The sequence below is a fragment of the Rhizobium grahamii genome (assembly GCF_009498215.1).
Taxonomy (GTDB): Bacteria; Pseudomonadota; Alphaproteobacteria; order Rhizobiales; family Rhizobiaceae; genus Rhizobium; species Rhizobium grahamii_A.
In genome coordinates this window covers 1,231,071-1,257,037 of the sequence record NZ_CP043498.1, presented here as the reverse complement: position 1 = coordinate 1,257,037, position 25,967 = coordinate 1,231,071, and the positions used below count along the sequence as shown (strand labels likewise).

Below are 25,967 nucleotides of genomic sequence, written 5' to 3'. Positions count from 1 at the left end.
TCCTCCCAAAGCCGCCTCCTCGCGGCACACACAAGGAAAATCATATAGTATTACTTTTGTAAATGCACTTTATGGTATGCATCGCAACAAAAAAGGCGCCCGAAACGGGGCGCCCTTTCGCATCTGCGAATAAACGTCAGCAGCTCACTTCGGCAGCTTGTCGTCAACGCCTTCAACGTAGAAGTTCATGCCGAGGAGCGTCTTGTCGTCGGCCTTCTCGCCGGCCTTCAGCCAGGGCGTACCGTCCTGCTTGTTGATCGGGCCGGTGAACGGATGTAGCTCGCCCGACTTGATCTTGGCTTCGGTGTCCTGAGCCATCTTCTTCACGTCGTCAGGCATGTTGGTGTAGTCGGCCATCTTGAGGATGCCGTCCTTCAGGCCGTCCCAGCTCTGCTCGGACTTCCAGGTGCCGTCCAGAAGCGCATGTACGCGCTTGGAGTAGTAGTTGCCCCAGGTATCGACGATCGCCGTCAGCTGAGCCTTCGGGCCGGCCGCGATCATGTCGGAAGCCTGGCCGAAGGCGTGAATGCCGCGCTCTTCGGCAACCTGCATCGGCGCCGTCGTGTCGGTGTGCTGCGTCAGAACGTCCACGCCCTGGTCAACCATGGCCTTGGCGGCATCGGCTTCCTTGCCCGGGTCGAACCAGGTGTTGACCCAGATGACCTTGAGCTTGAAGCTCGGATCGATCGACTTGGCGCCCTGCTCGAACGCGTTGATGCCCATCACGACCTCAGGAATCGGGAAGGATGCGATGTAGGCAGCGCCGTGGTTCTTCGACGTCTTGGCAGCGATCTGGCCGAGAATGTAGCGCCCTTCGTAGAAGCGTGAGTTATAGGTCGCGAGGTTCGGGCCGGACTTGTAACCGGTGCCGTGCTCGAACTTCACCTTCGGGAACTTCGCCGCAACCTTCACGGTCGCGTCCATGAAGCCGAACGAGGTGGAGAAGATCAGCTTGCAGCCCGAGCGGGCAAGACGCTCGATGGCGCGCTCGGCGTCAGGGCCTTCAGGAACGTTTTCGAGGTAGGAGGTCTCGATCTTGTCGCCGAACTCTTCCTGGATCTGCTGGCGGCCGCGGTCGTGAGCCTGCGAGTAGCCGCCGTCCGTGTGAGATCCGACGTAAACGAAACAGACCTTCGTCTTGTCGGCTGCCTGCGCGCCAGTGCCAACGCTGAGAACAGCAGCTGCCGAAGCGGCAAATGCAAGTGCTAGTTTTTTCATGATAACCCCTGTTGGTTTGAAGTTTCCGGAAGCCCGTCTCATTTTTCTGTTTAACGTTCCGGGACGAAAGGCTTTCCCAGCGACGCAGGCGTGTTGATCAACGTCGTGCGGCGATTATGAGAAATGATGACAAGAACCACAATAGTCGCCGCGTAAGGCAGCATCGACAGGAACTGTGCCGGTATTCCAACACCGAACGCCTGCGCGTGCAGCTGCAGGATCGTCACCGCGCCGAAGAGATAACCGCCGGCGAAAACACGCCACGGGCGCCATGAGGCAAAGACGACGAGCGCCAAGGTGATCCAGCCACGCCCGGACGACATGTTCTCCACCCATTGCGGCGTATAGACCAGCGAAAGCTGGGCACCGGCCAGACCGGCGCACGCGCCCCCGAACATCACAGCCAGATAGCGGGTGCGAATGACGTTGATGCCAAGCGCATGCGCGGAGCCGTGGCTGTCGCCGATGGCGCGAAGCTTCAGGCCGGCGCGGCTGCGGAAGAGGAACCAGCTGACGCCGAACAATAGCGCGAGCGACAAGTAGAATGTCAGGTCCTGGCGGAAGAGCACGGAGCCGATCAGCGGAATATCCGACAGGTAGGGCACAACGATCGGCGTCAGACGGACGCCGGGAACGCTGACATAGCCTTCACCCAACATGCCGGAAACGCCGAGGCCGAGAATGGTAAGGGCAAGACCGGTCGCCACCTGGTTGGCAACCAGTGTCAGGGTCAGAAAACCGAACAGCAGGGAGAAGAGAGCGCCCATGGCAATGCCGGCCAGAAGTCCGACATATGGCGAGCCGCTGAGCTGTGCGCCGGCGAATGCGGCAACTGCCCCCATGATCATCATTCCCTCGACACCGAGGTTCAGCACGCCGGAGCGTTCGGTGACGAGTTCGCCGAGTGCTGCGATGACCAGCGGCGTGGACGCCGTGATGACTGTCAGGAGGATGGCTTCGAAGATGCTCATACCGCGCCTCCGCGAACGCGCGACCAGACAATGCGGATCTTGTAGTAGATCAGCGTGTCGCACGAGAGGACAAAGAACAGCAGCAGCCCCTGAAACACGCGCGTCACCTTATCCGATACGCCGATCGACAGCTGTGCCGCCTCGCCGCCAAGATATGTCAGCGCCAACACCAGTCCCGATGCGATGATACCCAAGGGGTTCAAGCGACCCAGAAAGGCCACGATGATTGCCGTGAAGCCATAGCCAGGCGAAATCGCAGGCTGGAGGTGACCGATGGAACCGGAGACCTCGGAAATGCCGGCGAGACCGGCCAAAGCACCCGAGAACAGAAAGCTGAACCAGATCATCTTCTTGGACGAGAAACCGGCAAAGCGCCCTGCCCGCTCGGACTGCCCAAGCACGACGATCTCAAATCCACGCAGCGTGTATTTCAGCATAAACCAGGCGAGGATGGCAGCGACGATCGCGAAGACAAACGCCCAGTGCGCTCGTCCGGACTCTTCCCAGATCGCCGGCAGTGTCGCTTCCGGACCGAAGGGAACACTTTCCGGAAAGTTGAACCCTTCCGGATTTCGCCATGACCCACGGATAAGCCAGTCGAGAAACAGCTGTGCGATGTAGACGAGCATCAGGCTCGTCAGGATTTCGTTGGTGTTGAAGTGTGCCTTGAGCAGTGCCGGTATCGCCGCAAAGAGCGCGCCACCGATCGCACCCATGATCAGCATCAGCGGCAGTACCATTGGCGAATGCCACTCGGTGAACAGGATCGGCAGAATGGAGCCGGTGATCGCACCGACGGTAAACTGGCCCTCGGCGCCGATATTCCAGTTGTTCGAGCGATAGCAGACCGCGAGACCGACGCCGATCATGATCAGCGGCGCCGCCTTTACGGCGAGCTCATGCAGCGACCAGACTTCCAGCAGCGGCTCCAGGAAGAATGCGTCCAGCGCCTCCACAGGATCCTTGCCGAGAATGACGAACATGATCGCGCCGGCAGCGAGCGTCAGCACCAACGCCAGCAGCGGCGAAACAAATCCATAGAGCTTGGAGGCCTGCGGACGCCGTTCGAGTTCAATACGCATTGGCCGCCTCCGATGCGGTCTTGCTTTCATGCAGACCGCCCATCAGGAGGCCGATTTTTTCACGCGACAGTTCGCCCGCTGCAAACGGCTGTGACAGGCGACCTTCCGATATGACTGCAATCTCTGTAGCGACCTCGAATATCTCGTCGAGGTCCTGACTGATGACGACGACCGCCGACCCTCTGCGGGCGAGATCCACGAGAGCCTGTCTGATACGGCTTGCCGCTCCGGCATCGACGCCCCAGGTGGGCTGATTGACCACAAGCACAGCCGGTTCGCGATCGAGCTCGCGCCCGACGATGAACTTCTGAAGGTTGCCGCCGGACAGTGAGCCCGCGGCCGGATCTTCACCGCTCTTGCGGACATCCATTTCGTCCGAAATGCGCTTCGTCGCATTCTTGACGGCACCGCGGCGAATGACTTTGAGAAGGCCGCCCCCTAGAAACGCCTTCCGATCCGACTGGCTGCGCGCCAGCACGAGATTGTCGGAGAGCTTCATGGCAGACACCGCGGCATGCCCGTGCCGTTCCTCGGGCACGAAACCGGCACCGAGCAGGCGGCGTGCGGTGATACCCTGCGTGCCGACGGACTTGCTACGGATCTTGACGGCGTCCGGATTTGAAACCGGATACTCCCCCGACAGCGCATCGAAAAGCTCGCCCTGTCCATTCCCGGCAACGCCTGCGATCGCCAGGATTTCCCCTGAGCGTACCGCAAGCGACACGTCTTTCAACGGCATGGCGAAGGGGGTACGCGGCGCGACAGAGAGCTTCGATACGAGGAGCTGGACGTCGCCCTTGTTGCCACGCTCGGGATGGCTGACGGTTGCGACATCGCTGCCGACCATCATGCGGGCGAGCGACGCAGGTGTCTCCTGTCGCGGGTCGCAAGCGCCCGTGACCTTGCCGTGTCGAAGCACCGTGGCGCGATCGCAGATGCGCTGAACTTCCTCAAGGCGGTGGCTGATGTAGAGTACCGAGCGCCCCTCGGACTTCAGCTTGAACAGCGTTTCGAAGAGCCTGTCGGCTTCTTGCGGTGTCAGCACCGAGGTCGGTTCGTCGAGGATGATGAGCTTCGGGTTCTGCAGCAGGGCTCGCACGATCTCGATGCGCTGGCGCTCACCGACCGAAAGATCAGCGACGTGGGCATGAGGGTCTAGTGGGAGGCCGTATGCCCGCGACAGCGACTTGGCCTCCTCGGCAATCCTGCTGATCGGAATGCTGTCGTCGAGCGAAAGGGCGATGTTCTCGGCCACCGTCAGCGCTTCAAAGAGCGAGAAGTGCTGGAAAACCATGCCGATCCCGAGCTTGCGGGCGTCGCCGGGTGATCCGATCGAGACCGGACGCCCATCCCAAAGGATCTGACCTTCGGTCGGTTCGAGAACCCCGAAAAGCATCTTCACCAATGTCGATTTACCAGCGCCGTTCTCGCCAAGGAGAGCATGAATTTCGCCGGGTGCGATATTAAGGTCGATGTGGTTACAGGCGGCGAAGCTGCCAAACAGCTTTGTCAGCTTCTGGACCGACAGTAACGCACCGGAAGCCGGCACAGTCGATGACGACACGTTCCCCTCATTTCCCTCTGCCGACCTGCCCATTCAGGATCTTTATGGGATCAGCAGCGTAGTTCCGGTAGTTTTTCTGGACTCCAGATCCGCGTGGGCTCGCCCAACCTCACGTAACGGATAGGTCTGATTGACATTGATACGCACTTTGTTGCTCAAAACAACATCAAATAACATGTTTGCACAATCAGTTAGCTCCTCCCGCGTCGCGATGTAGCTGAAAAGCGTGGGTCTCGTAGCGAAGAGCGAACCTTTTTGTGCGAGCATCGACAGGGTGAAGTTCTCGATCGGGCCGGAGGACTGCCCGAAGGATACGAACATCCCCAAGCGCTTCAGGCAGTCGAGCGATTGCGGAAACGTGTCGCGACCGATCGAATCGTAGACGACGTCTACACCCTTGCCGCCAGTGATGTCGCGGACCCGGTCCACGAAGTTTTCGGTATTGTAATCAATGACGTGATCGTAACCGTGCTCAAGAGCAAGCCTGACCTTGCTGCTGGATCCGGCGGTTCCGATCACGGTGGCGCCGAGTGCCTTTGCCCATTGGCCGGCGATCAGACCGACGCCGCCGGCAGCGGCGTGAAACAGGATCGTCGTTCCCGGCCCCACCTTGAAGGTGCGCCGCAGGAGATATTCAGCAGTCATTCCCTTCAGCATCATCGATGCCGCAGTCTCCAGCGAGATGCCATCGGGTACCTTGACGAGGTGCTTGGTCTCTACGTTGCGCTCCACGCTATAGGCACCATCAGATCCGGCATAGGCAACCCGATCACCAACCTTGAAGTCTTCGACACCAGGCCCGACGACGGTCACCGTTCCGGCTGCCTCCTTGCCTGTTATGAAAGGCATGTGGGGCGCCTTGTAGAGGCCGGTTCTGAAATAGACGTCGATGAAGTTGAGACCTACTGCGGCGTGGCGGATCTGCACTTCTCCGGCAGAAGGTGGCGGCAGCTCGACATCCGCATATTCAAGAACCTCAGGACCGCCGGTCCTGTTCATCACTACCGCCTGCGTTTTCGCCATCCTACCTGTTCCTTCAGTCTATCCCTTGCGTCCGAGCGCCGGCACGAGCTGCAGCACCGCGCCAATGCAATAGAGATAGATGCCGCTCAGGATGAAGAGGACAAGCGCCCATTGCGGCATGTCGAAGTGGCTCAGCAGGGAATACATTCCGAGCGCGGACCAGAGAAGGAAGACGGCGAGATTGACCGGCCTCAGCCGTTGCACGCGCACCGGATGCAGGAAATTGATCGGCAGGAACGTCAGCACAACCGAAACAAGGACGACCACAAGCGCCGTGGCGGCGCTCGCATGCATGACGAAAAGCGTGAACACGATCATGTTCCAGACGACGGGAAAGCCGGAGAAGAAATACTCGTCGGTCTTCATGCCCATATCGGCATAGTAGATGGCACTGGAAACCACGATCATGCCGGCAGCAACGAAAGACCAGGGCTCGCCGATCATGCCGCTTTGATAGAGCGCGAAGGCCGGCAGAAGCACGTAGGTCACGTAGTCGATGATATTGTCGAGCGTGTCACCCGACCAGTTCGGCAGAACCTCCTTGACGCGCACCTTGCGAGCGATGGGTCCATCGATGCCATCGACCAGCAGAGCAAGGCCCAGCCACCAGAACATATCTATAAATCGGTGCTCCGCCGCCGCAACGACACCAAGAAAAGCAAGGAATGAACCGGAGGCCGTCAAAATATGGACGGAAAAGGCGCGCATTTCCGCGTAAGGTACGCGCTTGTAATTGAAAATCTTCATGTTTCCCCGAACAGCCTACTGGCATCCGCGCCCGGCAGGCGCGGTTTTTGCCTAATATGCATCCTTTGGTTCGCTTCGCCAGCGCAAAAGCGAATGATGCCGTGGCGCAGGTCGAATCCTGACAATGACACGCATATTTCGCCCAAACAGGCAGAGAAAGAATGGAATACCTTTAATCCAATGCCTATTTGTAATATCTCGCTCGCATCGAAAAAGATCATCCGACGAAATACGGGATCCGACAGCGCATGAACGCCCCTGCAAAGACCGAAGAATTCGCCTCTCCCATTCCCGCCGGCGTGTACGCCGAGACGGTACTGAGCGTAACGCATTATACGGATCGCCTTTTCCGCTTCACGATGACGCGTCCGCAAGGTTTCCGCTTCCGTTCCGGCGAGTTCGCGATGATCGGCCTGATGGTCGAAGGCAAGCCGATTTTCCGCGCCTATTCGATCGCTAGCCCTTCCTGGGCGGAAGAACTCGAATTCTTCTCGATCAAGGTGCCGGATGGCCCGCTCACCTCGCATCTGCAGGCCATCAAGCCCGGCGATCAGGTTCTGATGCGCAAGAAGCCGACAGGCACGCTCGTCCTCGACGCGCTGACCCCCGGCCGCCGCCTCTACATGTTCTCGACAGGAACCGGGATTGCGCCATTTGCGAGCCTTATCCGCGATCCGGACACCTACGAGCAGTTTGAGGAAGTCATTCTGACCCATACGACGCGTGATGTTGCCGAACTGAAGTACGGTTTCGACCTCGTGCACGAAATCCAGAACGACGAAATCCTGAAGGAAGTCGTCGGCGACAAGTTGCGTCACTATGCGACCGTCACGCGCGAGGATTTCGAATATCGCGGCCGCATCACCGACCTGATGGCGTCGGGCAAGCTGTTCACGGACCTCGGCGTGCCTCCTCTCGATCCGGCAATCGACCGCGGCATGATCTGCGGCTCGTCCGCGATGCTCAAGGATACGAAAGAGCTTCTGGAAAAGGCGGGCCTTGAGGAGGGTGCGAACAGCAAACCCGCCGAATTCGTCATCGAACGAGCCTTCGTCGGCTGATCCAAGCTTCACGGCCCCGGAAACGGGGCCGTTTTCATTTGCCGCTCAGATATCCAATCAGGACCGCCATCGTTCTATGCGCTTCCGCTGCGTCGCCGCGATGAATGGCGTGCATGGCGTCGGTATGAAGCGAGATCGACTGATCCATTCGGTCTGAATTCGCGGTCGAGTACCACAGGCGTCGCGAGTGGGTCTGCACCGGCGCCAGGGCGGAGGTGATGAAGACATTCGGACAGGCGTCTTCCAGAATTTCGTCGAATGCCTTGTCGGCGGCGAAGAACGCTTCGAGATCGCGGCTCGCGGTACAGCTTTTCATCTTCGCCGCGCAATCGGCCAGCTGCTGACGCTGTTCCTCGTCCGCGTGCTCGGCAACAAGAGCGGCTGCGATCGGTTCAAGCTCGCCGCGCACCTGCATGACGTGACCGTGATCGCCGGGCCGAATTTCCGCAACCTGAAGGCCGACCCTCGGCTTGACCATGATCAGCCGCTGCCAAGCGAGCTTCTGCACCGCCTCCCTAACAGGGGTTCGGCCATGGCCCGCGAGCTCGATTAGCTCTTTCTCGGTGACGTATGCGCCCGGTGGCAAGGCCAACGTGACGATCGCATGCTCAAGCGCAAGATATGCAAGATGGCTCTGTGAATTCTGCATCAAATCTCTGATCCGGCCCCCTGATATATCATAGGCAGGATCAGGGGGAATGCAATGGCAGGTTGCTCGCTTAGGTATTCGGATTTGCCCGACTATTCATGCCGCAACGCTTCGATGGGGTTCAGTTGCGCGGCTCTTCGCGCCGGGAAATAGCCGAACACCATGCCTATTGCCGCCGAAAAGGCAAACGCCACCGCGATCATCATCGGGCTGACGACGAAGGGGACCTTCAAAAGCGTGACCGCACTGAAGCCAAGCCCAAGACCCAGCAAAATCCCGGCCATTCCTCCGAAGACGGAAAGCGCCACCGCTTCCACGAGAAATTGCATCAGCACCTGCTTTTCGAGCGCGCCGATTGCCAATCTTATTCCAATCTCACGGGTTCGCTCAGTCACCGAGACCAGCATGATGTTCATGATCCCGATGCCGCCCACAAGCAGGCTAATCGCAGCAACGGCGCCGAGCAGGCCCGTCAGCAGCGTTGTGGTCCCCGTCATCGCCTCGGCGATCTGCGTCATGTCATTGACGTTGAAATCATCCTCCCGGCGGGAATGATCTTGCGCCGCTCGCGCAGCAAGTTCTCGGTTTCGCCCTGTATCTTCGAGGTCGAGACACCGTCGCGTGCCGAGATGACGATCATCTGAACGTTGGCATTGGCCTTGCCGCCGACGCGTCGCTGATAGACCTTGACCGGCATCAGAACCACGTCGTCCTGGTCATTGCCCATGCCGGATTGCCCACGCTTGGCCAAAACCCCGATGACGCCGCAGGACACCTTGCCGACGCGGATCTGCTGCCCCGTGGGATCGGCCGCTCCAAAAAGCTGCGAGCGCACGGTTTCACCGACAATGCAGCGCGCGCGTCCACGCTCTTCCGCGGCATCGAAGCTGCGGCCGAGGGCCATGTCCCAATCCTGAGCCACAAGATAGTCGTTGGTCGTGCCCATGACCGTCGTGGAATGGCTCTGGCCGCCGTAGATCACCGTTGCCGTCGTCTGGTTCAGGGGAGCAACTGCGCGCAGTCCGCCGACCTGATCACGAATCGCATCGACATCCGCAACGGTAAAGCGCCGGGCCTCCGAGCTGGCGCGGCCCGGCCCGAACTGCCCGGGTCGCGCAAACAGCATGTTGGTCCCGAGCCGGGAGAGTTCCGACGTGACCTGAGCCGTCGTGCCGTTGCCGATCGTGACAAGCGCAATGACGGCCGCAACGCCGATGACGACGCCGAGCACGGTCAAGAAGGAACGGAGCATATTCCTGCTGATCGCGCGCAAGGCGAGCTTGAAGGTCTCAAGGAACATGTTCGATCCTCGCCTCGCCCGCCGGATCGAGCTCGAGCTTGCCGTCGACGAAGCGTAACAGACGCTCGGCATAGGCAGCGATATCCGGCTCATGCGTGACCATGACGATCGTGATTCCCTCCTCGCGATTCAGCCGCGTCATCAGATCCATGATTTCGATGCTGGTCTTGGTGTCGAGATTGCCGGTCGGCTCGTCCGCGAGCAGCAGCGAAGGCTGCGTGACGATCGCGCGGGCAATTGCCACGCGCTGCTGCTGACCACCTGACAATTCCTGCGTCTTGTGATGTTCACGCCCGGAAAGACCGACGAGCCCCAGCGCCTCCCTGGCGCGGCGGTGCCGTTCGCCTGCGTGCATTCCGCGGTAGATCAACGGCAGCTCGACGTTCTCGACAGCCGATGTCCGGGGCAAGAGATTGAAGCCTTGAAACACGAAGCCCAACATGTGACGGCGCAGCATCGTGAGCTGGGAGCGGTCGAAGCCTCGTGTCGAGATGCCCTGAAACAGATAGTCGCCGCTCGTCGGCACATCGAGACAGCCGAGAATGTTCATGGCCGTCGATTTGCCGGAACCTGAAGGCCCCATGATGGCGACAAATTCATGGGTCTTGATCGAGAGGTCGACGTGATCGAGGGCGCGGATTGCGGCCTCACCGTTCCCGTAGATCTTGCTGACCTTTTTGAATTCGATGAGTGGCGGACGGGTCATCGCAGCCCCCTATTTCGCCTGCTCGGTCGCGTCTGTGATCACGGCATCGCCTTCCTTGAGGTCGCCCGATGCCACCTGGGTGAACTGACCATCCGATGACCCGACCTGGATCACGACAGGCGCCGGCCTGCCGGCCTTCAAGATCCAGACGCGGCGCTTTGCACCCGTCAGCGCCTCGCCGCCCTGCCCGCCGGTGCGCGGTCCCATGCGCGGCGGACGGAACAGGCCGAAGATGCCACGGCTACGCGAGCCTTCAGCGGCGGCCGGCGCGTAACGGAGAGCAGCGTTCGGAACCATCACCGTATTCTTGACTGCCTCTACGGTCACGTCGGCCGTCGCCGTCATGCCGGGCCGGAGAAGGAGCGCTGCATTGTCGACCGACAGGATGGCCTTGTAGGTCACCACATTGTTCGTTGTCTCGGAGGCGAAGCGGATCTGCTTGATCTCCGCCGGGAAGATGCGGTCGGGATAGGCGTCCACGGTAAACGTCGCCGCCTGACCGACCGCGATCTGGCCGACATCCGCCTCGTCCACGTCCACCTGAAGCTCCATCTTCTTCAGATCGCCGGCAATCACGAAGAGGACCGGAGCGGAAAGAGACGCCGCGACGGTCGCGCCTGGATCGACAGAGCGCGTCAGAATCACGCCATCGATCGGCGAAACGATCTTCGCCTTGGAGAGATTGACCTCCGCCAGTTGGAGATCCGCTTCGGCTGAAAGAACCGCGGCCTCGTTGATGTCCTTGGTCGCGAGAGCCGAATCGACCTTGTACCGTGCGTCCTCCAGGCTCTGCTGCGTGGAGACGTTGCTTTGAACCAGGTTGCGCAGGCGTTCGTACGAACTGCGTGCCGATTCGAGATCCGCATTGGCCTTCGCGACATTCGCCTTGGCCGAGTCAAGCTTGGCACGGGTGCTTTTCACATCGGCTTCAAGCTTGTTCGTATCGAGCAGCGCAAGCACTTCGCCCGACTTCACGTCGCTGTTGTAGTCGACATTGACGTCGCGGACGGTGCCGGAGAGTTCGCTCGATATGTCGACCTGCTCAGTCGGCTGCACCGATCCGGTAGCCGTCACGAGAACCGTCAGATCGCCGCGCTTGACCGGCTGCGTCGTATAGGAAACGACATTGCCGCCCTGCCGGGCATAGAAATAAGCAGCCCCGCCGACAAGAGCGACGACGATAGCGAGACCAAGCAGCCGCTTGCCCCAGCGACCGCTACGCTTCCGTCCGGAAGCAGCAAGCACGACTGCCAGGTCTGAATTGCCTGGTTCTGTATTCTGTTCGCGTGTGGTCACTCTGTCGTTCATCCGGACCTCATGGAGCTCAGCCTGCTGGTCTTTCATTTCGGCTTACCAAGGCGAAGCTGAACGGACGATTAGCATTACGCCCGAATGACACGAGTGGTCGTGAAAATGAAATTAAATCTTGGAAAGAAAACTCCGGTTTTAGTCCGACACCCGCGAATTTCGTGATCTGGGACAACAAAAAGGCGGGCATTGCTCTGCCCGCCTCACTTTCCCAGACCCCATCTGAAAGCTAGGCACCCAGCTCCACGATAGAAACGGGAGGCCTGCGCTTGGCGGCCATCAGAATGTCGAGCTCCGTTGCTGAAGGTCCGAACTTCTCGAAGAGACGCGTCGCTTCATCCTTATCCAGGCGATACTTACGCGCGAACTCAGCAAGGCTGTAAGGGCGGCCGCGCAAGACCTTGCGCGTTGTGGGGCGTTCAATCACGTTGGTCATTAATTCGTCCTTTCGATAGATTACCAACTAGCGCGCCACACATCTTTGTGAAGTGCGAAAAACCAAAGAAGCAATTGATTTATTTAAATATTTTTCGGAACCTTTCCGCTGCTCATGCATTTGAAGCTCTTTCGTTGCGCGCCGGTTGTCACCGGGATTCCGGCGTGACGCCGCGCAAATGGAAATGCGCAGCTGACCGAACGAGCGGTGATCGCGCAAGAAATGTGCCTAATGCACAGGAAAGGAAGATTTTTCAGTTGACCGCAATGGGTCGGCTGCATATGTTCCGCGCACTTCCAGCGGGGGCGTGCACCGAGCGCCTTTTCTGACGCGGGAGAGCGTAGCTCAGCCGGTAGAGCAACTGACTTTTAATCAGTAGGTCTCGGGTTCGAACCCCGACGCTCTCACCACAAAATCAAACACTTAGATGATGTTCGTGGGACTTCTTGGATAGTTCGAAAGTCCCATGGTGGGCCAAAGCCTATTTCGGCTGGCAATTCTCTGCGATCTGCTGGTCCAGGATGATGGCGGTCATGCTGTCGGTCGCATTCTCCCTTATCGTCTGAAGCTGACGTGTGCGCTCGTTTCCGGCGTCACCGCGATCGCGGATCAGGTTCTCGAGCTGGACGCGAAGATCCGTGCATTTCCCGAAAACACCGGGAACGATCTCGGAAACGTCGCGGCAGAGCTTTGCGCCGTAATACCTGGCGGCATCCATCAGGCAGACTTCGTAGGACGACCTTACCACGTCCATCTTCTGGGTAATCTCTTCGAACGTGGCGGCGTGGGCACCGACTGGCACTAGTAAAAGTGTGGCGACTAGAACGCTTTTCATTGATGCCTCATCGGTTTTTTTAAATGAGAACCAACCACCGCCGCCAGCGCCAAATTGGTAGCTGGCGCGCAGTCATGAACTGCGACGTCTTCTTCCGCAATTAGCGGATCGCCGGCCGCTCGACAACTTCGCCATTGATGTGAAGCGCTTACTTCCGATGGCTAGTCTCGTTTCGCGTGTGACGTCGCTCGCATGCGTTCAATCATCATGTGCTGCAACAGAATGATCGTTTTCATGTCGACAATGTCGCCCGAGGCGATCATGTCGAACGCGGCCTGAAACGGCACCTCAACGACCTCGATATCCTCGCCCTCGTGGGCAAGACCGCCACCGGCGGACCTGTCATCCTCGCCATAGCTGCCAACGAACATGCTGACGACCTCGGTCAACCCTGCGGGATTGCCATAGGCGGCAGCGACGAATTTGAGGTCTTTGACAACGACGCCCGCTTCTTCCAACGCTTCCCGTCTCACGCATTGTTCCGGCTCGTCGCCTTCGAGAATGCCTGCGCAGGCTTCCAGCATATAGGGGTCATCGCCGTTGACCATCGGCGCCGGCCTGAACTGCCGTACGAGAACAACCGTATCCTCGGACGGATTATGGAGAAGCACCGAAGCCGCATGGCCACGGTCATAGACCTCACGCGACATCACTGCTGTCGCGCCGTCGACGCGACGATACCGAAATACGTGCTGGGTGAGGCTTCCCCATCCCTTGTACAGCAGAGTTGAAGAAGTGATTGCAGTTGACGTCAACGACCGTCTCCCTTTCATTCGCAACATCAGGCGTCCCAACGGCCAGACCGAAGGCGACGCGCTCCTTTACGCTCGGATTTCCGGCTTGTAGAGTCCGATGGCGCAGCAGACCGGAGTTTGTTCTCATGAGCGTTCGTCCACCGCAATCATTGATGCGACCGTTCTCTATCGAAAGCGGGTTCAACGTTCTCGAGTACGAGCTCGCCGCTGAGCGGGCGAACTCCCTTGGTCGGCATGGTAGGAAAGTCGAAACCGCGCTGGCGGATCTGAAGACCTTCGACGCGAAGGGGCAAAAGGACGATCCCCACCGGCAAGCTTTGCTGCAGAAGGCGTCGGACGCCGTTTGGTCTTTCATGGTTCAACGGGAGATCTGCGGGCTGCGGAACAGCCGGGATGTCATCCGGCGCTATGAAATACCGGACGAAGTGCTTGCGCGGCTGGGATCCTCGCCGCGCTGACAAGAGCAACGGCTATCCGGAGCCGCGCTTGTGGCGGTCGCTGTCGCTGGGAAAGGCCGCGATCGTCATGTTTCGTCCGCCGGCCTTGGCTTCGAGCAGAGCTGCATCGGCACGCGACAGCAGCATTGACGCCTCGGAGGCGTCCTCCGAATAGGCCATGCCGATCGAGACAGAGACGGCGCCGAGAATACGGCCTCGATGCGACAGAGCCGTACTGCGAATGTTCGTTCTGACGCGCTCCGCGAAGCTGAAGGCTTCGTCTGCCGCGGCTCCCGGCATAAACACCGCGAACTCTTCACCGCCGAACCGATAGGCTCGGCCAGCATCACCGATCGTATCAACGATGATCTGCGAGACATAGCGCATGACTTCATCGCCGGCATCATGGCCGAACTCGTCGTTGAACCGCTTGAAATGATCGATGTCGATCATCATGCAGGCAAGCGGATCATGGGAGGCATCACGCGTATAGCGATTGACGTCCTCGTCGAGTGACCGGCGGTTATGGAGGCCGGTCAAGGGATCGCGAACCGACAGATTGGTCAGCTTGTCGCGCAATTGAAGGTTTGCGACAGCCAGACCGACATTTTCGGCTATGAGCTCCAGATACAAGCGTGATGCGTCCGCCGCCATCTCGCAATCCGGCCGTTCCTCGAAATAGAGCAGGCCGATAGCATCCCCCTGCGCCGTCAGCGGCACGCAGAGGCCGGCAGCTTCGTCTTCATTCAGGTGCTGACAGCCGATGTCGCCGTGATCGTGGGCGCTCACATGCGGCCTGCCGCGCCTCAACGCCCAGCAGGCGGTCGCTGGAAACGAAGGTTCAGAACGATGCGGTTCGAGCCAGGACGCCACTGATGTCAGCCCGCTCCGCGCCTCGTTCATCACATAGAGCTGCCCGGCCAGATCAGGGAAGATCTGCGGCGCGAACAGGGCCACGACCTCGGCCAGTTCCGCTTGCTTCTGGCATGCCTGAAGCCGATGCATCATCTGCAGGATCAGATCCTTCGTCTTCAAGTCTTGCCGTCTTTCGGCGTCCAGCCGATCACGCTCAATTCCGTTCTCGCGGAATATGTGGATCGCCTGGTTCATCTCGCCGATCTCGTCACGTCTGCGATCGAGCGGAACGTCTACTTCGTAATCTTGTTTCGCAAGCCGGCTGACAATGCCGGTCATGCGGACAAGCGGCATGGCCACGCGGCGCCTGAGGATGAAATACAGGACACCGAGAAAGAGCGCTGCGTTCAGCGACAGCAGGATCTTGGCCGCAAGGCTCCACCAATCGGCGCGCCATCGCGCATCGGCCAGCGCCGCCTCCGTACGCGCGCTTGTCAATTCTCGAAAGCGTGTTACCGAGGCAAGCATTTGCGTCTGAAGACGGTCGTGGTCCGGACCGAAAAGGATCTGCCGGGCACCCGCCTGATCGCTATTGCCATAGGCAGCAACAGCATCCGCCTCGATCTTGTCGAGCGCTTCTGCCTCGCGCGCGACATCATCGAGCGCAGTCAACTCGGCCTGCGACGCCCCGAGCTCGCGAACGCGCCTGATCGCGGTCTCACGCTGCCTCTCCTCACCTTCCTTGCCATGGAAGGCGTCCAGATGGCGGAGATCCCCCCGCATGACATAGAGGCGCGCTTCGTCGGTCCGCTCCTCGGCGCCAAGCGCAAGATCCTCGCCGAGATCATCGAGAGCCAGATGCTCCTCGACCGCGATACGCTCCTGGGTGGCACTGTGGGCAGAGAAAATAAAGGCGCTCGCCGACAGGGCCGTCAAAGCGACCGTCACGCCATAGGCCCAGTTCGTGATTTCACTTATTCTCATATGCAGATATTACCCATTACGGATTGCCAGAGAATTAATTCCATACCTACGTATGATTGTACTCCATAGCGGGGTGCGCGCAAAAAGGTGATTGGCTCAAACCTGTCCGGTACGATAGGAGTTCGCGGATGATTGCCCGCCGCCGGAGTGCCTAAGTGTCGATTGCCGATATTTCCCTGTTGAGCGCCCTGCTTGCCGGCGCCCTGTCGTTTCTCTCTCCGTGCGTACTGCCTCTCGTTCCGCCCTATCTCTGCTACATGGCCGGCATATCGGTCGAACAATTCCGTGGCGGCGGCTCGGTTGCCGTCGCTCCCGACGCCCGACGCAGCGTCCTATTATCGGCACTCTTCTTTACGCTCGGCTTTGCGACTGTCTTCATTGCGCTGGGGGCCGGCGCCTCCAGCATCGGCATGGCGCTTCGCCAGCACCTCGACCTTTTGGCGAAAATCGGCGGCCTGATCATCATCGTCATGGGACTGAACTTCCTCGGAGCGTTCAGGATCGGGCTGCTATCGCGCGAGGCTCGCTTTCAGGGTAGCGGCAAACCGGCGACATTGACCGGTGCCTACGTGATGGGGCTGGCCTTCGCCTTCGGCTGGACGCCGTGCATCGGACCGGTGCTTGGCGCCATCCTGGGGGTCGCGGCTTCGCGGGAAACGGTCGGCTCCGGTGCGGGGCTGCTCGCCGTCTATTCCCTCGGCCTTGCCATCCCCTTCTGGATCGCCGCCGGTTTTTCCGGAGCCTTCATGGCATTCCTGACACGATTCCGGAAACACCTCGGAACGGTCGAAAAGATCATGGGCGCGTTCCTGATCCTGACCGGCCTCGCCTTCATGTTCGGTTTTGTCAGTGACGCCGCAATCTGGTTCCAGCAGACCTTTCCAATCCTGATGCAAATCGGCTAAGCCGGTCACGCTCCGGAATCTGCATTGGAATAGACATTGTCCGACATCGTCAGCCTGCTTCTGCCGTTCTTCGGCCTGATCCTTATCGGCTATATCGCGGCGAAGGTGACGAAGCAGCCGGCGGACGCGCTGGGCTGGATGAATACGTTCATCGTCTATGCTGCTCTTCCAGCGCTATTCTTCAAGCTGGTCTCACGGACACCCTTCGAAGATCTCACGCGTATCGATTTCATCGCCACCGATCTTGCTGCGACCTATTCGATCTTCATCGTGTTGTTTGCGATCGGTCGATGGGTCCGGAAAAACTCGTTGGCCGACTGCACGATACAATCCTTTGCGGGAGCCTACGGCAACATCGGCTATATGGGCCCGGGCCTTTCCCTGCTGGCGCTCGGCGAGCGTGCGGCCGTGCCGGTGGCGCTGATCGTCTGCCTTGAGAACGCGCTGCATTTCGTTGTTGCGCCGGCGCTCATGGCGGTGGCGGGCGGGGACCGGCGCTCTGCCGGTCGGCTGGCGATCGATATCGTGAGAAGGGTGGCTTTCCACCCCTTCATCCTGTCGACGGCGCTCGGATTCGTTGCCGCCGGTCTCCAGATCGACCAACCGCCCGCCCTGCAGCGCTTCATCGACTATCTCTCGCAGGCGGCCGCGCCGTGCGCCTTGTTCGCGATGGGGGTAACGCTGGCACTTCGGCCGTTGAAGCGCGTGCCCGTCGAGATCGGATACATCGTTCCGGCCAAGCTCATAATCCACCCGATCGTCGTCTATCTTGCCCTGACCACGGTCGGCGGCTTCGATCCGATCTGGGTCTATGCGGCGGTGTTGCTCGCCGCATTACCGACGGCGACCAACGTCTTCGTCATCGGGCAACAGTACGGCGTCTGGCAGGAACGTGCCTCGGCGACGATACTGGTCACGACCGCGCTATCCGTCGTGACCGTCTCGGCCGTCCTGATTGCGATCAAATCAGGCTTTCTTCCGGCTTAGTCTATCCCTGATGGCACTCGGAATGTCGCGGAAGCCGCGTCCGGGCTCGATGCCCTCGCGCATGACGATGCTGCGCAGTGGCGGCAGCGCCGACAGGATATGCAGACCGGCCGCACGCATCATCTGAACCGGCAGGAAATCGGACAAAAGCGAGCGGTTGAGAAGATCGACGCTCGCGGTACGGGTCATGATATCGGCGCGACGCTTGCGATCGAACTGGTCGCCGGCATCCGCAGCGATCGGCAGTTCCGGCCGCGTGCACAGAATGTCCGACAGCGCCAGCACGTCGCGCAGGCTGAGATTGAGCCCCTGTGCGCCGATCGGTGGGAAGACATGCGAAGCTTCGCCGATCAGGGCAATTCGTCCCTTGCCGGAGCGATGGGCCATCATGCCTGACAGGGGCCAGAGCTGCACGCCCTCTTCGACAGTCACCTTGCCGAGCAGCGACTGCATTCGCTCCTCGACGACATTGCTCAGTTCAACGAGCGAAAGTTCATTGCGGGCCACTGCATCCGACGGGTTCTGGACCCATACGAGGCTGGAGCGGTTGCCCGGGAGCGGCACCTGAGTGAACGGGCCGCTTTCGGTGTGGAACTCCGTCGAGATATTTTCGTGCGGCAGCGAGTGCTGGAAATTCAACACCATGGCCGATTGCGGATAGGACCATGTCTTCACATCGATGCCAGCAGTCTCGCGCAGCTTGGACTTGCGCCCATCCGCGCCCACCACGAACGAGGCCGACAGGACTTCTCCATCAGCGAGCGAGACAGTCACCGAATCGCCACCGATATCGATCGCGTCGGCAAACGAGCTGAAGCGCGTGATATTGCCTTCGGCGGCAATCGCGGCTTCCAACACTTCCATCAGCGCCTTGTTCGGGAAATTGTAGCCGAAGGCTTCGAGATCGAGTTCGACGGAACGGAAGGTGGTGATCGGCGCCCGCAGCAAGCGATTCGTGCCATCGATGATCCGCATCGTCGAAAGCGGAGCGGCCGCCGGGCGCAGCTTTTCCCAAAGGGTCAACCTGTCGAGGAAACGGATCGACTGATCCATGAGCGCGGTCGTGCGCCGGTCCTGGCTTGATGACGGCGGAGCAACAAGAGTAACGTTGCGTCCGCCGCGAGCCAAGGCGATAGCGGCGATCATGCCGGCAAGGCCGCCACCGATCACCGCGATTTCAAAAGTCTTCATTGCACCGTTCCGTCAAATTCCTTGACGGCGAACCGGTGCTTACGCAGCCGGCTTCGCCTGACGACGCCAACTATAGCCCTTGCCGGCGTCCGCGTCACGCACAGCCGGTTGATAATGATGCGGAATCCCCGGCAGACGATGTTCCGTGAGACGCTTTATCGCAGTCTCGTTGGTGACGGCGAAGCTGTCGATGCCGACACGCTGCATCAGCGGAATCTGATCAATCAGCACATCACCGACGGCACGCAGTTCGTTGGTGTATCCCAAGCGGTCGCGCAGCAGGGATGCGTGGCTGAAGGCCCGGCCGTCGTTGAACGCCGGAAAGGCAACAGCGACAATCTCCAGGCGATAGAGATAGGGCTCAAGCTTGCGGACATCGTCCGCCGGCTTGATCAGCACGCCGAAGCCAACCTCGTTGCTTTCGTCGGCCTTGGCGATCAGTTCGTCCATGGTAAGAAGGGGCTTCTGCCCCTCGCCTGCCTTGACCTCTTCCGTCTCGATCACCCACGGATCGTTCTCGACGAAGCCCGTTTCTCTCCAGATCTTGGTCATCGTCCTCTCCTACGCCGCTTCTGCCGCTGAACCATAGAGCGCGTCCTTGAACGGCTGCGGACCGACGCGGCGATAGGCTTCGAGGAAGATTTCCGACGGATCCTTGCGGATTGCCAGATAGGTGTTGACGATCGTTTCGATCGCATCGGTCACCTTATCGGGCTCGAAGCCGCGACCGATGATTTCGCCGATCGACGTATGCTCGTCGCCAGAACCGCCAAGCGTGATCTGGTAGAGTTCAGCACCCTTCTTTTCGACGCCAAGCAGGCCGATGTGACCGACATGGTGATGGCCGCAGGCATTGATGCAGCCGGAGATCTTGATCTTCAGCTCGCCGATTTCAGCCTGGCGATCCGGATCGCCGAAACGCCGGGAGATTTCCTGCGCAACGGGGATTGAGCGCGCATTGGCGAGCGCGCAGTAGTCCAGCCCGGGACAGGCAATGATATCAGTGATCAGGCCGGCATTGGCTTCGGCAAGGCCGATGGAAACCAGGCCGCGATAGACGGCCTCGAGATCAGCAAGCGCCACATGCGGCAGGATCAGATTCTGCTCGTGGCTGACGCGGATTTCATCGAAGGCATACTCTTCGGCGATATCGGCAACCGCCTCCATCTGGCTATCCGAGGCATCGCCCGGAATGCCGCCGATCGGCTTCAGCGAGATCGTCACCATACCGTAGTCCGGGTTCTTGTGGGGCTGCACGTTCTGCTGCACCCAACGTGCGAATGCCGGATCGGCCTTCTTCCAGCGAGCGAGGTTTTCCCAACCTTCAGCGCGCTCCGGCAGAGCCGGCGGCGCGAAATAGGCGGTGATGGCCTCGACATCCGCTTCCGGCAGCTTCAGCTCGGTGTCCTTGAGTTCGGCAAACTCGGCCTCGACCTGACGCGCCAGTTCTTCCGCACCTGTTTCATGCACGAGGATCTTGATGCGTGCCTTGTACTTGTTATCGCGACGACCATGCAGGTTATACACGCGCATGACTGCCGTCGTGTAGGACAGCAGATCTTCCTCCGGCAGGAAATCGCGGATCAGCTTCGCGATCATCGGCGTGCGGCCCTGGCCACCACCGACATAGACGGCAAACCCGATTTCGCCCTTCTCGTTCTTCTTCAGATGCAGGCCGATATCGTGAACCTGGATCGCAGCGCGGTCACGTTCGGCGCCGGTGACGGCGATCTTGAACTTGCGCGGCAGGAAGGAGAATTCCGGATGCACGGAGGACCACTGGCGAAGAATCTCGGCATATGGGCGCGGATCTGCAACTTCATCCGCGGCCGCGCCGGCGAAATGGTCAGCCGTGACGTTGCGGATGCAGTTGCCGGAGGTCTGCATCGCGTGCATCTCGACGGTCGCAAGTTCGGCCAGAACATCGGGCATGTCCGAAAGTTTCGGCCAGTTGAACTGCAGATTCTGTCGAGTCGTGAAGTGGCCATAGCCACGGTCGTACTTGCGAGCAACATGAGCAAGCATACGCATCTGGCGCGAGCTGAGTGTGCCGTAGGGAATGGCGATGCGCAGCATGTAGGCGTGAAGCTGCAGATAGACGCCGTTCATCAGGCGCAGCGGCTTGAACGCATCCTCCGCGAGCTCGCCGGAAAGGCGGCGCTGAACCTGGTCGCGGAACTGCTCGACGCGCTCGGCGACAAAAGCGTGGTCAAATTCGTCGTAACGATACATCTGCTTCCTCAGACTGCGATAAATGCGGGGTCGGCAGGCTTGTAGCCCGGCGCGTATTCCATGGTCGGGCCCTGCGCACGAATACGCTCGCGAAGACGCAACGGCCACAGCACGCCATCGGTTTCCTGAACCTCGACGACGGCGACGTCCACGACCTGATTGTCGGCATAGGACTTTTTACCGATCGCTTCCAGAGCCGCGACGGCCTCGGCATGGCGGGCAACAAGGGCTTCCTGCAGAGAGACGACCCATTCGCCATTGGCATTCAGCCAGACGGCAATGCCGTCCGTCAAGCGGTTGGCGGTGAGAACCTTGTCTACCATGTTCAGCTCCTTGCAAATTCCTCGGACCGGGCGCGTTCGCGCACAAGCGGTTCCGACAGTTCGAAATTGGCGCCTGCGACCGCATCGCCGATAATAACCATGACCGGACCGGTCAACTCGTCTCGGTGCTGCAGATCCGGAAGATCCCGCAGAATACCATGCAGCAGGCGTCTGTCGGAACGGCTTGCGTTTTCGATCACAGCAACAGTCGTTTCCGCAGGCAGGCCGGCCCGCATCAGGCGTTCGGCCACGGATGCCGCGACGGTGCGACCCATGTAGACGGCGATCGTTGCGCCCGAGACCGCAAGGCTCGCCCAATCCGGCAAGACGTCACCGGTCAGATCGTGGCCAGTGGTGAAGACCAGCGACGACGCCACGCCCCGCAGCGTCAGCGGCAGTTCGAAGTCGGCGGCTGCGGCGAAGGCCGACGTGATACCGGGCACGACTTCATAGGAAATGCCCGCAGCACGCAGTGCGGCCATCTCCTCGCCAGCCCGGCCGTACACGAGCGGATCGCCCGACTTCAGGCGAACCACGCGCTTGCCTTCGCGACCGAGGTGCACGAGCAGATCGTTGATCTCTTCCTGAGACTTCGAATGGCATCCCTTACGCTTGCCGACCGACAAACGCTCGGCGTCACGGCGGCCCATATCGACGATTTCCTGCGGCACGAGGGCATCATAGACGATGACATCGGCTTCCATCATCACGCGCTGGGCGCGCAGCGTCAGCAGATCGGCGGCTCCAGGGCCGGCGCCGACAAGCCACACGTGGCCCTCGACCTTTTCGGCAGACTGCAGCAGGCCATTGGCCGCACGGCGCGCCTGCGGCAGGTTTTCATTGGCGACGGCATCGGCAACGGCGCCCGAGAAGAAGCGGCGCCAGAAAAGGCGGCGCGCAGCGCCCTTGGGAACAATCTGCTCGACGGCCTTGCGGTAACCGATCGCGAGATCGGCAAGACGACCGAGCGACGGTGCAAGCAACTGGTCGACCTGGGCGCGGATCATCTGCGCCAGCACGGGACCGGCACCTTCCGTGCCGATGGCGACAGCCACTGGCGCGCGATTGACAAGTGCGGGCGTGAAGAAGTCGCAATATTCAGGCTGATCGACGGCGTTGGCGGGCACCTTCTCGGCACGCGCAGCCTCAACGATGGCGCGATCCTGCGCCGCATCTCCGGTCGCCGCGAAGACGAGCGTTGCGCCATTGATCTGCTCGGCAACAAAGCCTGATCGTACCGTTTCGATCCGGTTTGCAATCAGGAAGGCGTGGTAGTCGGCTTCGGGGCGATCCGCATAGGCAACGATCCGCGCCTGTGTATTGAGGAGCAGACGAACCTTGGCGAAGGCCTCGTCACCATTGCCGAAGACAGCCGCGATCTTGCCTTCAACACGGAAGAAGGCAGGAAATACCGACAGTTGTTCAGTCTTGGGAGGCATCATCAATCCATTTCGAAGTTGCCGGAATATGCACGCTCCGACAAGGCAAATGAAGGAACAGAAATTCCAAAGCCCCCATGGGCGGGTATTCTTTTACTCGGTCTTCCAATGATTTGAGTAAAAGTCACCGGTGCGGCGATAGGAGCACACTTTGACCCGTCGGATAGCAGCAGAAAGCCTGTGACAAACCGACAGCATGCTCCGATCGGGATTTGCCTTCAATGACGCTGGCGCTAGAGTGCTGATCACAAGGAGAAATTCATGCCAGACAAGACCATAGCCGCCCGCCTGCTCAACGTCATGGAACAGGACATCTTGCCGATGACCGAGCGCGGCGTCGCAGCCGGCAACAAGGTGTTTGGCGCCGCCATCCTGCGCAAATCAGACCTCTCGCTCGTCATCGCGGAGACGAACAACGAGCTTGAGAACCCTCTTTGGCACGGCGAGGTGCATACGCTGAAGCGCTTCTACGAACTCGGCGAAAAACCGGCCACGAAAGACCTGATCTTTCTCTCCACTCACGAACCCTGCACCATGTGCATGTCGGCCATCACCTGGGCCGGGTTCGACAATTTCTACTACTTCTTCAGCCACGAAGATTCGCGCGACGCCTTCGCCATCCCGCACGACCTGAAAATCCTCAAGGAGGTTTTCGGCCTGGAACCCGGCGGCTATCGGCGCAGCAATGCGTTCTGGAACAGCTTTGCTATCGCCGATCTGGTCGAAACCGAGGACGATCGGATGAAGGCCGAGTTGAAGTCGCAGACGGCACGCATCAAGGCGCGCTACGATTCGCTTTCGAACAGCTACCAGGCATCGAAGAGCGACAACGACATTCCGCTGAACTGAGTGATCATGGAAGCTTCCAAAGACATTTCACGCCTGATCGAGATCATGGCAGCACTGCGCAACCCCGAAAGCGGCTGCCCCTGGGACATCGTCCAGACATTCGAGACGATCAAGCCCTACACGATCGAGGAGGCCTACGAGGTCTCCGACGCGATCGAGCGCAATGACATGGACGACCTCTGCGAGGAGCTCGGCGACCTTCTGCTGCAGGTCGTCTTCCATGCGCGCATGGCCGAGGAAGCCGGCGAATTCTCCTTCGGCGACGTTGTCGAGGCCATTACCCGCAAGATGATCCGTCGCCATCCGCATGTCTTCGCCCGCTCCGACGCCGACACGCCTGACGCCGTGAAGAAGCAGTGGGACGATATCAAGCAGGTGGAAAAACGCGAGCGCGCCGAGCGGCGGGCCAAGCGCGGCGTCACCGAGGATTTCAAGGCCGGCTTCCTGGGCTCAGTGCAGCGAAGCTTCCCCGCCCTGACGGAGGCGCTGAAGCTGCAGGAGCGTGCCGCAAAGGTCGGTTTCGACTGGTCCGCTCCCGAACCGATCCTCGACAAGATCGAAGAAGAGATTGGCGAACTGCGTGTCGCCTTGTCGGAGGGCGATCAGGCAAAGGTCAGCGACGAGCTCGGCGACCTCATTTTCGCGGTAGTCAATATTGGCCGACATGTGAAAGCCGATCCCGAGGATGCATTGCGCGGAACCAATACAAAGTTTCGGCGTCGTTTCAAGCATATAGAGACTGTTCTTGATGCAGAAGGTGAGAAACTGGAGGCTGCAAGCCTGGAACGCATGGAAGAAATCTGGCAGGCCGCAAAGGCGATCGAGCGACAGCTGGGCTGATACCGACAGATGAACCTCACGTCGCTCGAAGTCGCAATCGCAGGCGCAGGGATTGGCGGATTGTCACTCGCCACACTGCTGGCGCGGCAAGGTGCTGCTGTGACGATCTATGACCAGATGGCGGCACCGCAGCCGGTGGGTTCGGGTTTCGTCATTCAGCCGACGGGAGCGGCGGTTCTCTCCCACATGGGATTGCTCGATCAGGTCCTGGCGCGCGGTTCGCGCATCCGTCGGATGCACGGCCGATTGTCGAGCAATGGGCGCACGGTCCTCGACGTCAGCTACGCAAAGGGCGCGCACGGGATCGCCATTCAGCGCGTCGCCCTGTTCGATCTGCTGCTTGACGCGGCCGTTCGTGCCGGCGTTGGCTTTGAGACCTCCTCCCGCGTCACGGCGGTCGAGGATGGCAGCCGTCCGCGCATTGTGCTTGAAGCGCGAAACGGGTCGCCTGCCGATCTGGTCGTCGATGCCATGGGCGCAGGTTCTCCGCTTGACCGGAAACCGGCGACTGAACTGAGCTACGGTGCGCTCTGGGCGACGGTTCCGTGGCCGAAGGGCGGCCCATTTGCCGAGGATGAACTGCAGCAACGCTATCACAGGGCCAGCCAGATGGCCGGCGTACTGCCTGTTGGCACCGCGCATGACGGCGCAGCACCCATGGCGACGTTCTTCTGGAGCATACGAAATACCGACGTCGCAGCGTGGCGCAACGCGGGACGGGCCGCCTGGATCAACGAGGTGCGCGCATTCTGGCCTGACGTGGTGGACCTGGCCGAAATCGCGGAGCCGGTCCATGCGCGCTATCGGCATCATACGCGACAGCCGCTGGCGGGCCGCAACATAATCAGAATCGGTGATGCCTGGCATGCGACCAGCCCACAGCTTGGCCAGGGAGCGAACATGGCATTGCTCGACGCCGCCTCGCTTTGCACTGCGCTCATCAGCCAGCAGACGATTGCGGACGGCCTGACCCGGCATCTGCGCCAGCGGCAGATGCATATCCGGTTCTACCAGCTACTGAGCAGCATCCTCACACCCTTCTACCAGTCGGACAGCCGCATTCTTCCCTTCAGCCGAGATCTGCTGATCGGTCCGGTGACGAAATTTCCGTTGCTGCGAGGTTTGATCACGACGCTGGTGACCGGCGAACTGCTCAGCCCGGTCGCGCGCATTGCCTTTGACCGCATCGCGTTCGATAGCAGCGATGAGGATGCGCTTGGCCAGCCGGCATAGGCGGATCCGATTCGTATCTGAATAGAGGACGTTGGTG

General features: G+C 60.1%; 25 protein-coding genes, 1 tRNA gene and 1 pseudogene. 8 read left to right on the top strand and 19 right to left on the bottom strand.

Features of this window, described 5'->3' with window-relative positions; all coding sequences use genetic code 11:
- Positions 1-144: 144 nt before the first annotated feature.
- Genes FZ934_RS06270 through pcsA form a run of 6 tightly spaced genes read right to left on the bottom strand, consistent with a single transcriptional unit; the run spans position 145 to position 6,605 of the window.
- On the bottom strand, positions 145-1,218 hold the full coding sequence (locus FZ934_RS06270; protein WP_153270355.1) for a BMP family ABC transporter substrate-binding protein: 1,074 nt from the start codon (positions 1,216-1,218) through the stop codon (positions 145-147).
- Between the two features lie 50 nt (positions 1,219-1,268).
- Positions 1,269-2,189: an ABC transporter permease gene (locus FZ934_RS06265; RefSeq protein ID WP_153270354.1), complete on the bottom strand. Its 921-nt coding sequence runs from the start codon at positions 2,187-2,189 to the stop codon at positions 1,269-1,271.
- Positions 2,186-3,271, bottom strand: a complete 1,086-nt coding sequence (locus FZ934_RS06260; RefSeq protein ID WP_153270353.1) for an ABC transporter permease — start codon at positions 3,269-3,271, stop codon at positions 2,186-2,188. The genes FZ934_RS06265 and FZ934_RS06260 overlap by 4 nt, the downstream gene beginning before the upstream one ends.
- Positions 3,261-4,868 (bottom strand): ABC transporter ATP-binding protein, encoded by a 1,608-nt coding sequence (locus FZ934_RS06255; protein WP_153270352.1) that lies wholly within the window; start codon positions 4,866-4,868, stop codon positions 3,261-3,263. The genes FZ934_RS06260 and FZ934_RS06255 overlap by 11 nt, the downstream gene beginning before the upstream one ends.
- A 9-nt stretch (positions 4,869-4,877) precedes the next feature.
- A complete protein-coding gene (locus FZ934_RS06250) occupies positions 4,878-5,858 on the bottom strand; it encodes a quinone oxidoreductase family protein (RefSeq protein WP_153270351.1) in 981 nt (326 codons plus the stop codon).
- An 18-nt stretch (positions 5,859-5,876) separates the two neighbouring features.
- The gene (gene pcsA, locus FZ934_RS06245; protein WP_153270350.1) at positions 5,877-6,605 is read right to left on the bottom strand and encodes a phosphatidylcholine synthase; all 729 of its coding nucleotides are present in this window, start codon (positions 6,603-6,605) and stop codon (positions 5,877-5,879) included.
- A 248-nt stretch (positions 6,606-6,853) separates the two neighbouring features.
- Between pcsA and FZ934_RS06240 the strand changes: the two genes are divergently transcribed.
- Positions 6,854-7,666 (top strand): ferredoxin--NADP reductase, encoded by an 813-nt coding sequence (locus FZ934_RS06240; protein ID WP_113363029.1) that lies wholly within the window; start codon positions 6,854-6,856, stop codon positions 7,664-7,666.
- A gap of 34 nt (positions 7,667-7,700) precedes the next feature.
- Here the strand turns inward: FZ934_RS06240 and FZ934_RS06235 are convergent, their stop codons facing one another.
- From FZ934_RS06235 to FZ934_RS06215, 5 genes and pseudogenes are all read right to left on the bottom strand, one after another.
- Positions 7,701-8,315, bottom strand: coding sequence for a GntR family transcriptional regulator (locus FZ934_RS06235; protein ID WP_153270349.1), 615 nt, complete (start codon positions 8,313-8,315; stop codon positions 7,701-7,703).
- Between the two features lie 92 nt (positions 8,316-8,407).
- Positions 8,408-9,615: pseudogene (locus FZ934_RS06230) on the bottom strand (ABC transporter permease).
- Entirely contained in the window at positions 9,605-10,321 is a 717-nt protein-coding gene (locus FZ934_RS06225; RefSeq protein ID WP_153270348.1) for an ABC transporter ATP-binding protein, read from the bottom strand. The pseudogene FZ934_RS06230 and the gene FZ934_RS06225 overlap by 11 nt, the downstream one beginning before the upstream one ends.
- Positions 10,322-10,330: 9 nt before the next feature.
- Positions 10,331-11,629 carry an efflux RND transporter periplasmic adaptor subunit gene (locus FZ934_RS06220; RefSeq protein ID WP_153270347.1) on the bottom strand — a complete coding sequence of 433 codons (1,299 nt, stop codon included), beginning with the start codon at positions 11,627-11,629 and terminating at the stop codon, positions 10,331-10,333.
- A gap of 229 nt (positions 11,630-11,858) precedes the next feature.
- Positions 11,859-12,065 (bottom strand): hypothetical protein, encoded by a 207-nt coding sequence (locus FZ934_RS06215; RefSeq protein WP_153270346.1) that lies wholly within the window; start codon positions 12,063-12,065, stop codon positions 11,859-11,861.
- 334 nt (positions 12,066-12,399) lie between these two features.
- Between FZ934_RS06215 and FZ934_RS06210 the strand changes: the two genes are divergently transcribed.
- Positions 12,400-12,475 (top strand) — tRNA-Lys (locus tag FZ934_RS06210).
- Between the two features lie 71 nt (positions 12,476-12,546).
- Here the strand turns inward: FZ934_RS06210 and FZ934_RS06205 are convergent.
- Both FZ934_RS06205 and FZ934_RS06200 read right to left on the bottom strand, forming a co-directional pair.
- The gene (locus FZ934_RS06205) at positions 12,547-12,900 is read right to left on the bottom strand and encodes a hypothetical protein (protein ID WP_153270345.1); all 354 of its coding nucleotides are present in this window, start codon (positions 12,898-12,900) and stop codon (positions 12,547-12,549) included.
- A 161-nt stretch (positions 12,901-13,061) separates the two neighbouring features.
- A complete protein-coding gene (locus FZ934_RS06200; RefSeq protein ID WP_203437247.1) occupies positions 13,062-13,655 on the bottom strand; it encodes an NUDIX domain-containing protein in 594 nt (197 codons plus the stop codon).
- A 125-nt stretch (positions 13,656-13,780) separates the two neighbouring features.
- Between FZ934_RS06200 and FZ934_RS06195 the strand changes: the two genes are divergently transcribed.
- Positions 13,781-14,113 (top strand): DUF6665 family protein, encoded by a 333-nt coding sequence (locus FZ934_RS06195; protein ID WP_153270343.1) that lies wholly within the window; start codon positions 13,781-13,783, stop codon positions 14,111-14,113.
- Positions 14,114-14,125: 12 nt separating this feature from the next.
- Here the strand turns inward: FZ934_RS06195 and FZ934_RS06190 are convergent, their stop codons facing one another.
- Positions 14,126-15,931: a diguanylate cyclase gene (locus tag FZ934_RS06190; RefSeq protein WP_153270342.1), complete on the bottom strand. Its 1,806-nt coding sequence runs from the start codon at positions 15,929-15,931 to the stop codon at positions 14,126-14,128.
- 155 nt (positions 15,932-16,086) lie between these two features.
- Between FZ934_RS06190 and FZ934_RS06185 the strand changes: the two genes are divergently transcribed.
- Both FZ934_RS06185 and FZ934_RS06180 read left to right on the top strand, forming a co-directional pair.
- The gene (locus FZ934_RS06185; protein ID WP_153270341.1) at positions 16,087-16,836 is read left to right on the top strand and encodes a cytochrome c biogenesis CcdA family protein; all 750 of its coding nucleotides are present in this window, start codon (positions 16,087-16,089) and stop codon (positions 16,834-16,836) included.
- Between the two features lie 36 nt (positions 16,837-16,872).
- Positions 16,873-17,823 carry an AEC family transporter gene (locus FZ934_RS06180; protein ID WP_153270340.1) on the top strand — a complete coding sequence of 317 codons (951 nt, stop codon included), beginning with the start codon at positions 16,873-16,875 and terminating at the stop codon, positions 17,821-17,823.
- On the opposite strand, the gene FZ934_RS06175 is transcribed toward FZ934_RS06180, so the two are convergent.
- The 5 genes from FZ934_RS06175 to cysG are packed head-to-tail and all read right to left on the bottom strand — an operon-like array spanning position 17,803 to position 23,008.
- Entirely contained in the window at positions 17,803-19,014 is a 1,212-nt protein-coding gene (locus FZ934_RS06175) for a UbiH/UbiF family hydroxylase (protein WP_153270339.1), read from the bottom strand. The genes FZ934_RS06180 and FZ934_RS06175 overlap by 21 nt on opposite strands.
- 39 nt (positions 19,015-19,053) lie before the next feature.
- Positions 19,054-19,566 (bottom strand): DUF934 domain-containing protein, encoded by a 513-nt coding sequence (locus FZ934_RS06170; protein ID WP_153270338.1) that lies wholly within the window; start codon positions 19,564-19,566, stop codon positions 19,054-19,056.
- Between the two features lie 9 nt (positions 19,567-19,575).
- Positions 19,576-21,246, bottom strand: coding sequence for a nitrite/sulfite reductase (locus tag FZ934_RS06165; protein ID WP_153270337.1), 1,671 nt, complete (start codon positions 21,244-21,246; stop codon positions 19,576-19,578).
- An 8-nt stretch (positions 21,247-21,254) separates the two neighbouring features.
- Positions 21,255-21,569 carry a DUF2849 domain-containing protein gene (locus FZ934_RS06160; protein ID WP_113363043.1) on the bottom strand — a complete coding sequence of 105 codons (315 nt, stop codon included), beginning with the start codon at positions 21,567-21,569 and terminating at the stop codon, positions 21,255-21,257.
- Between the two features lie 2 nt (positions 21,570-21,571).
- Positions 21,572-23,008: a siroheme synthase CysG gene (gene cysG, locus FZ934_RS06155; protein ID WP_153270336.1), complete on the bottom strand. Its 1,437-nt coding sequence runs from the start codon at positions 23,006-23,008 to the stop codon at positions 21,572-21,574.
- Between the two features lie 261 nt (positions 23,009-23,269).
- Here cysG and FZ934_RS06150 point away from each other — a divergent pair, with 261 nt between their 5' ends.
- Genes FZ934_RS06150 through FZ934_RS06140 form a run of 3 tightly spaced genes read left to right on the top strand, consistent with a single transcriptional unit; the run spans position 23,270 to position 25,930 of the window.
- Entirely contained in the window at positions 23,270-23,857 is a 588-nt protein-coding gene (locus tag FZ934_RS06150) for a deaminase (protein WP_153270335.1), read from the top strand.
- A gap of 6 nt (positions 23,858-23,863) precedes the next feature.
- Entirely contained in the window at positions 23,864-24,697 is an 834-nt protein-coding gene (mazG, locus tag FZ934_RS06145) for a nucleoside triphosphate pyrophosphohydrolase (RefSeq protein ID WP_153270334.1), read from the top strand.
- A gap of 9 nt (positions 24,698-24,706) precedes the next feature.
- Positions 24,707-25,930, top strand: coding sequence for an FAD-dependent oxidoreductase (locus tag FZ934_RS06140; RefSeq protein WP_153270333.1), 1,224 nt, complete (start codon positions 24,707-24,709; stop codon positions 25,928-25,930).
- Positions 25,931-25,967: the final 37 nt, after the last annotated feature.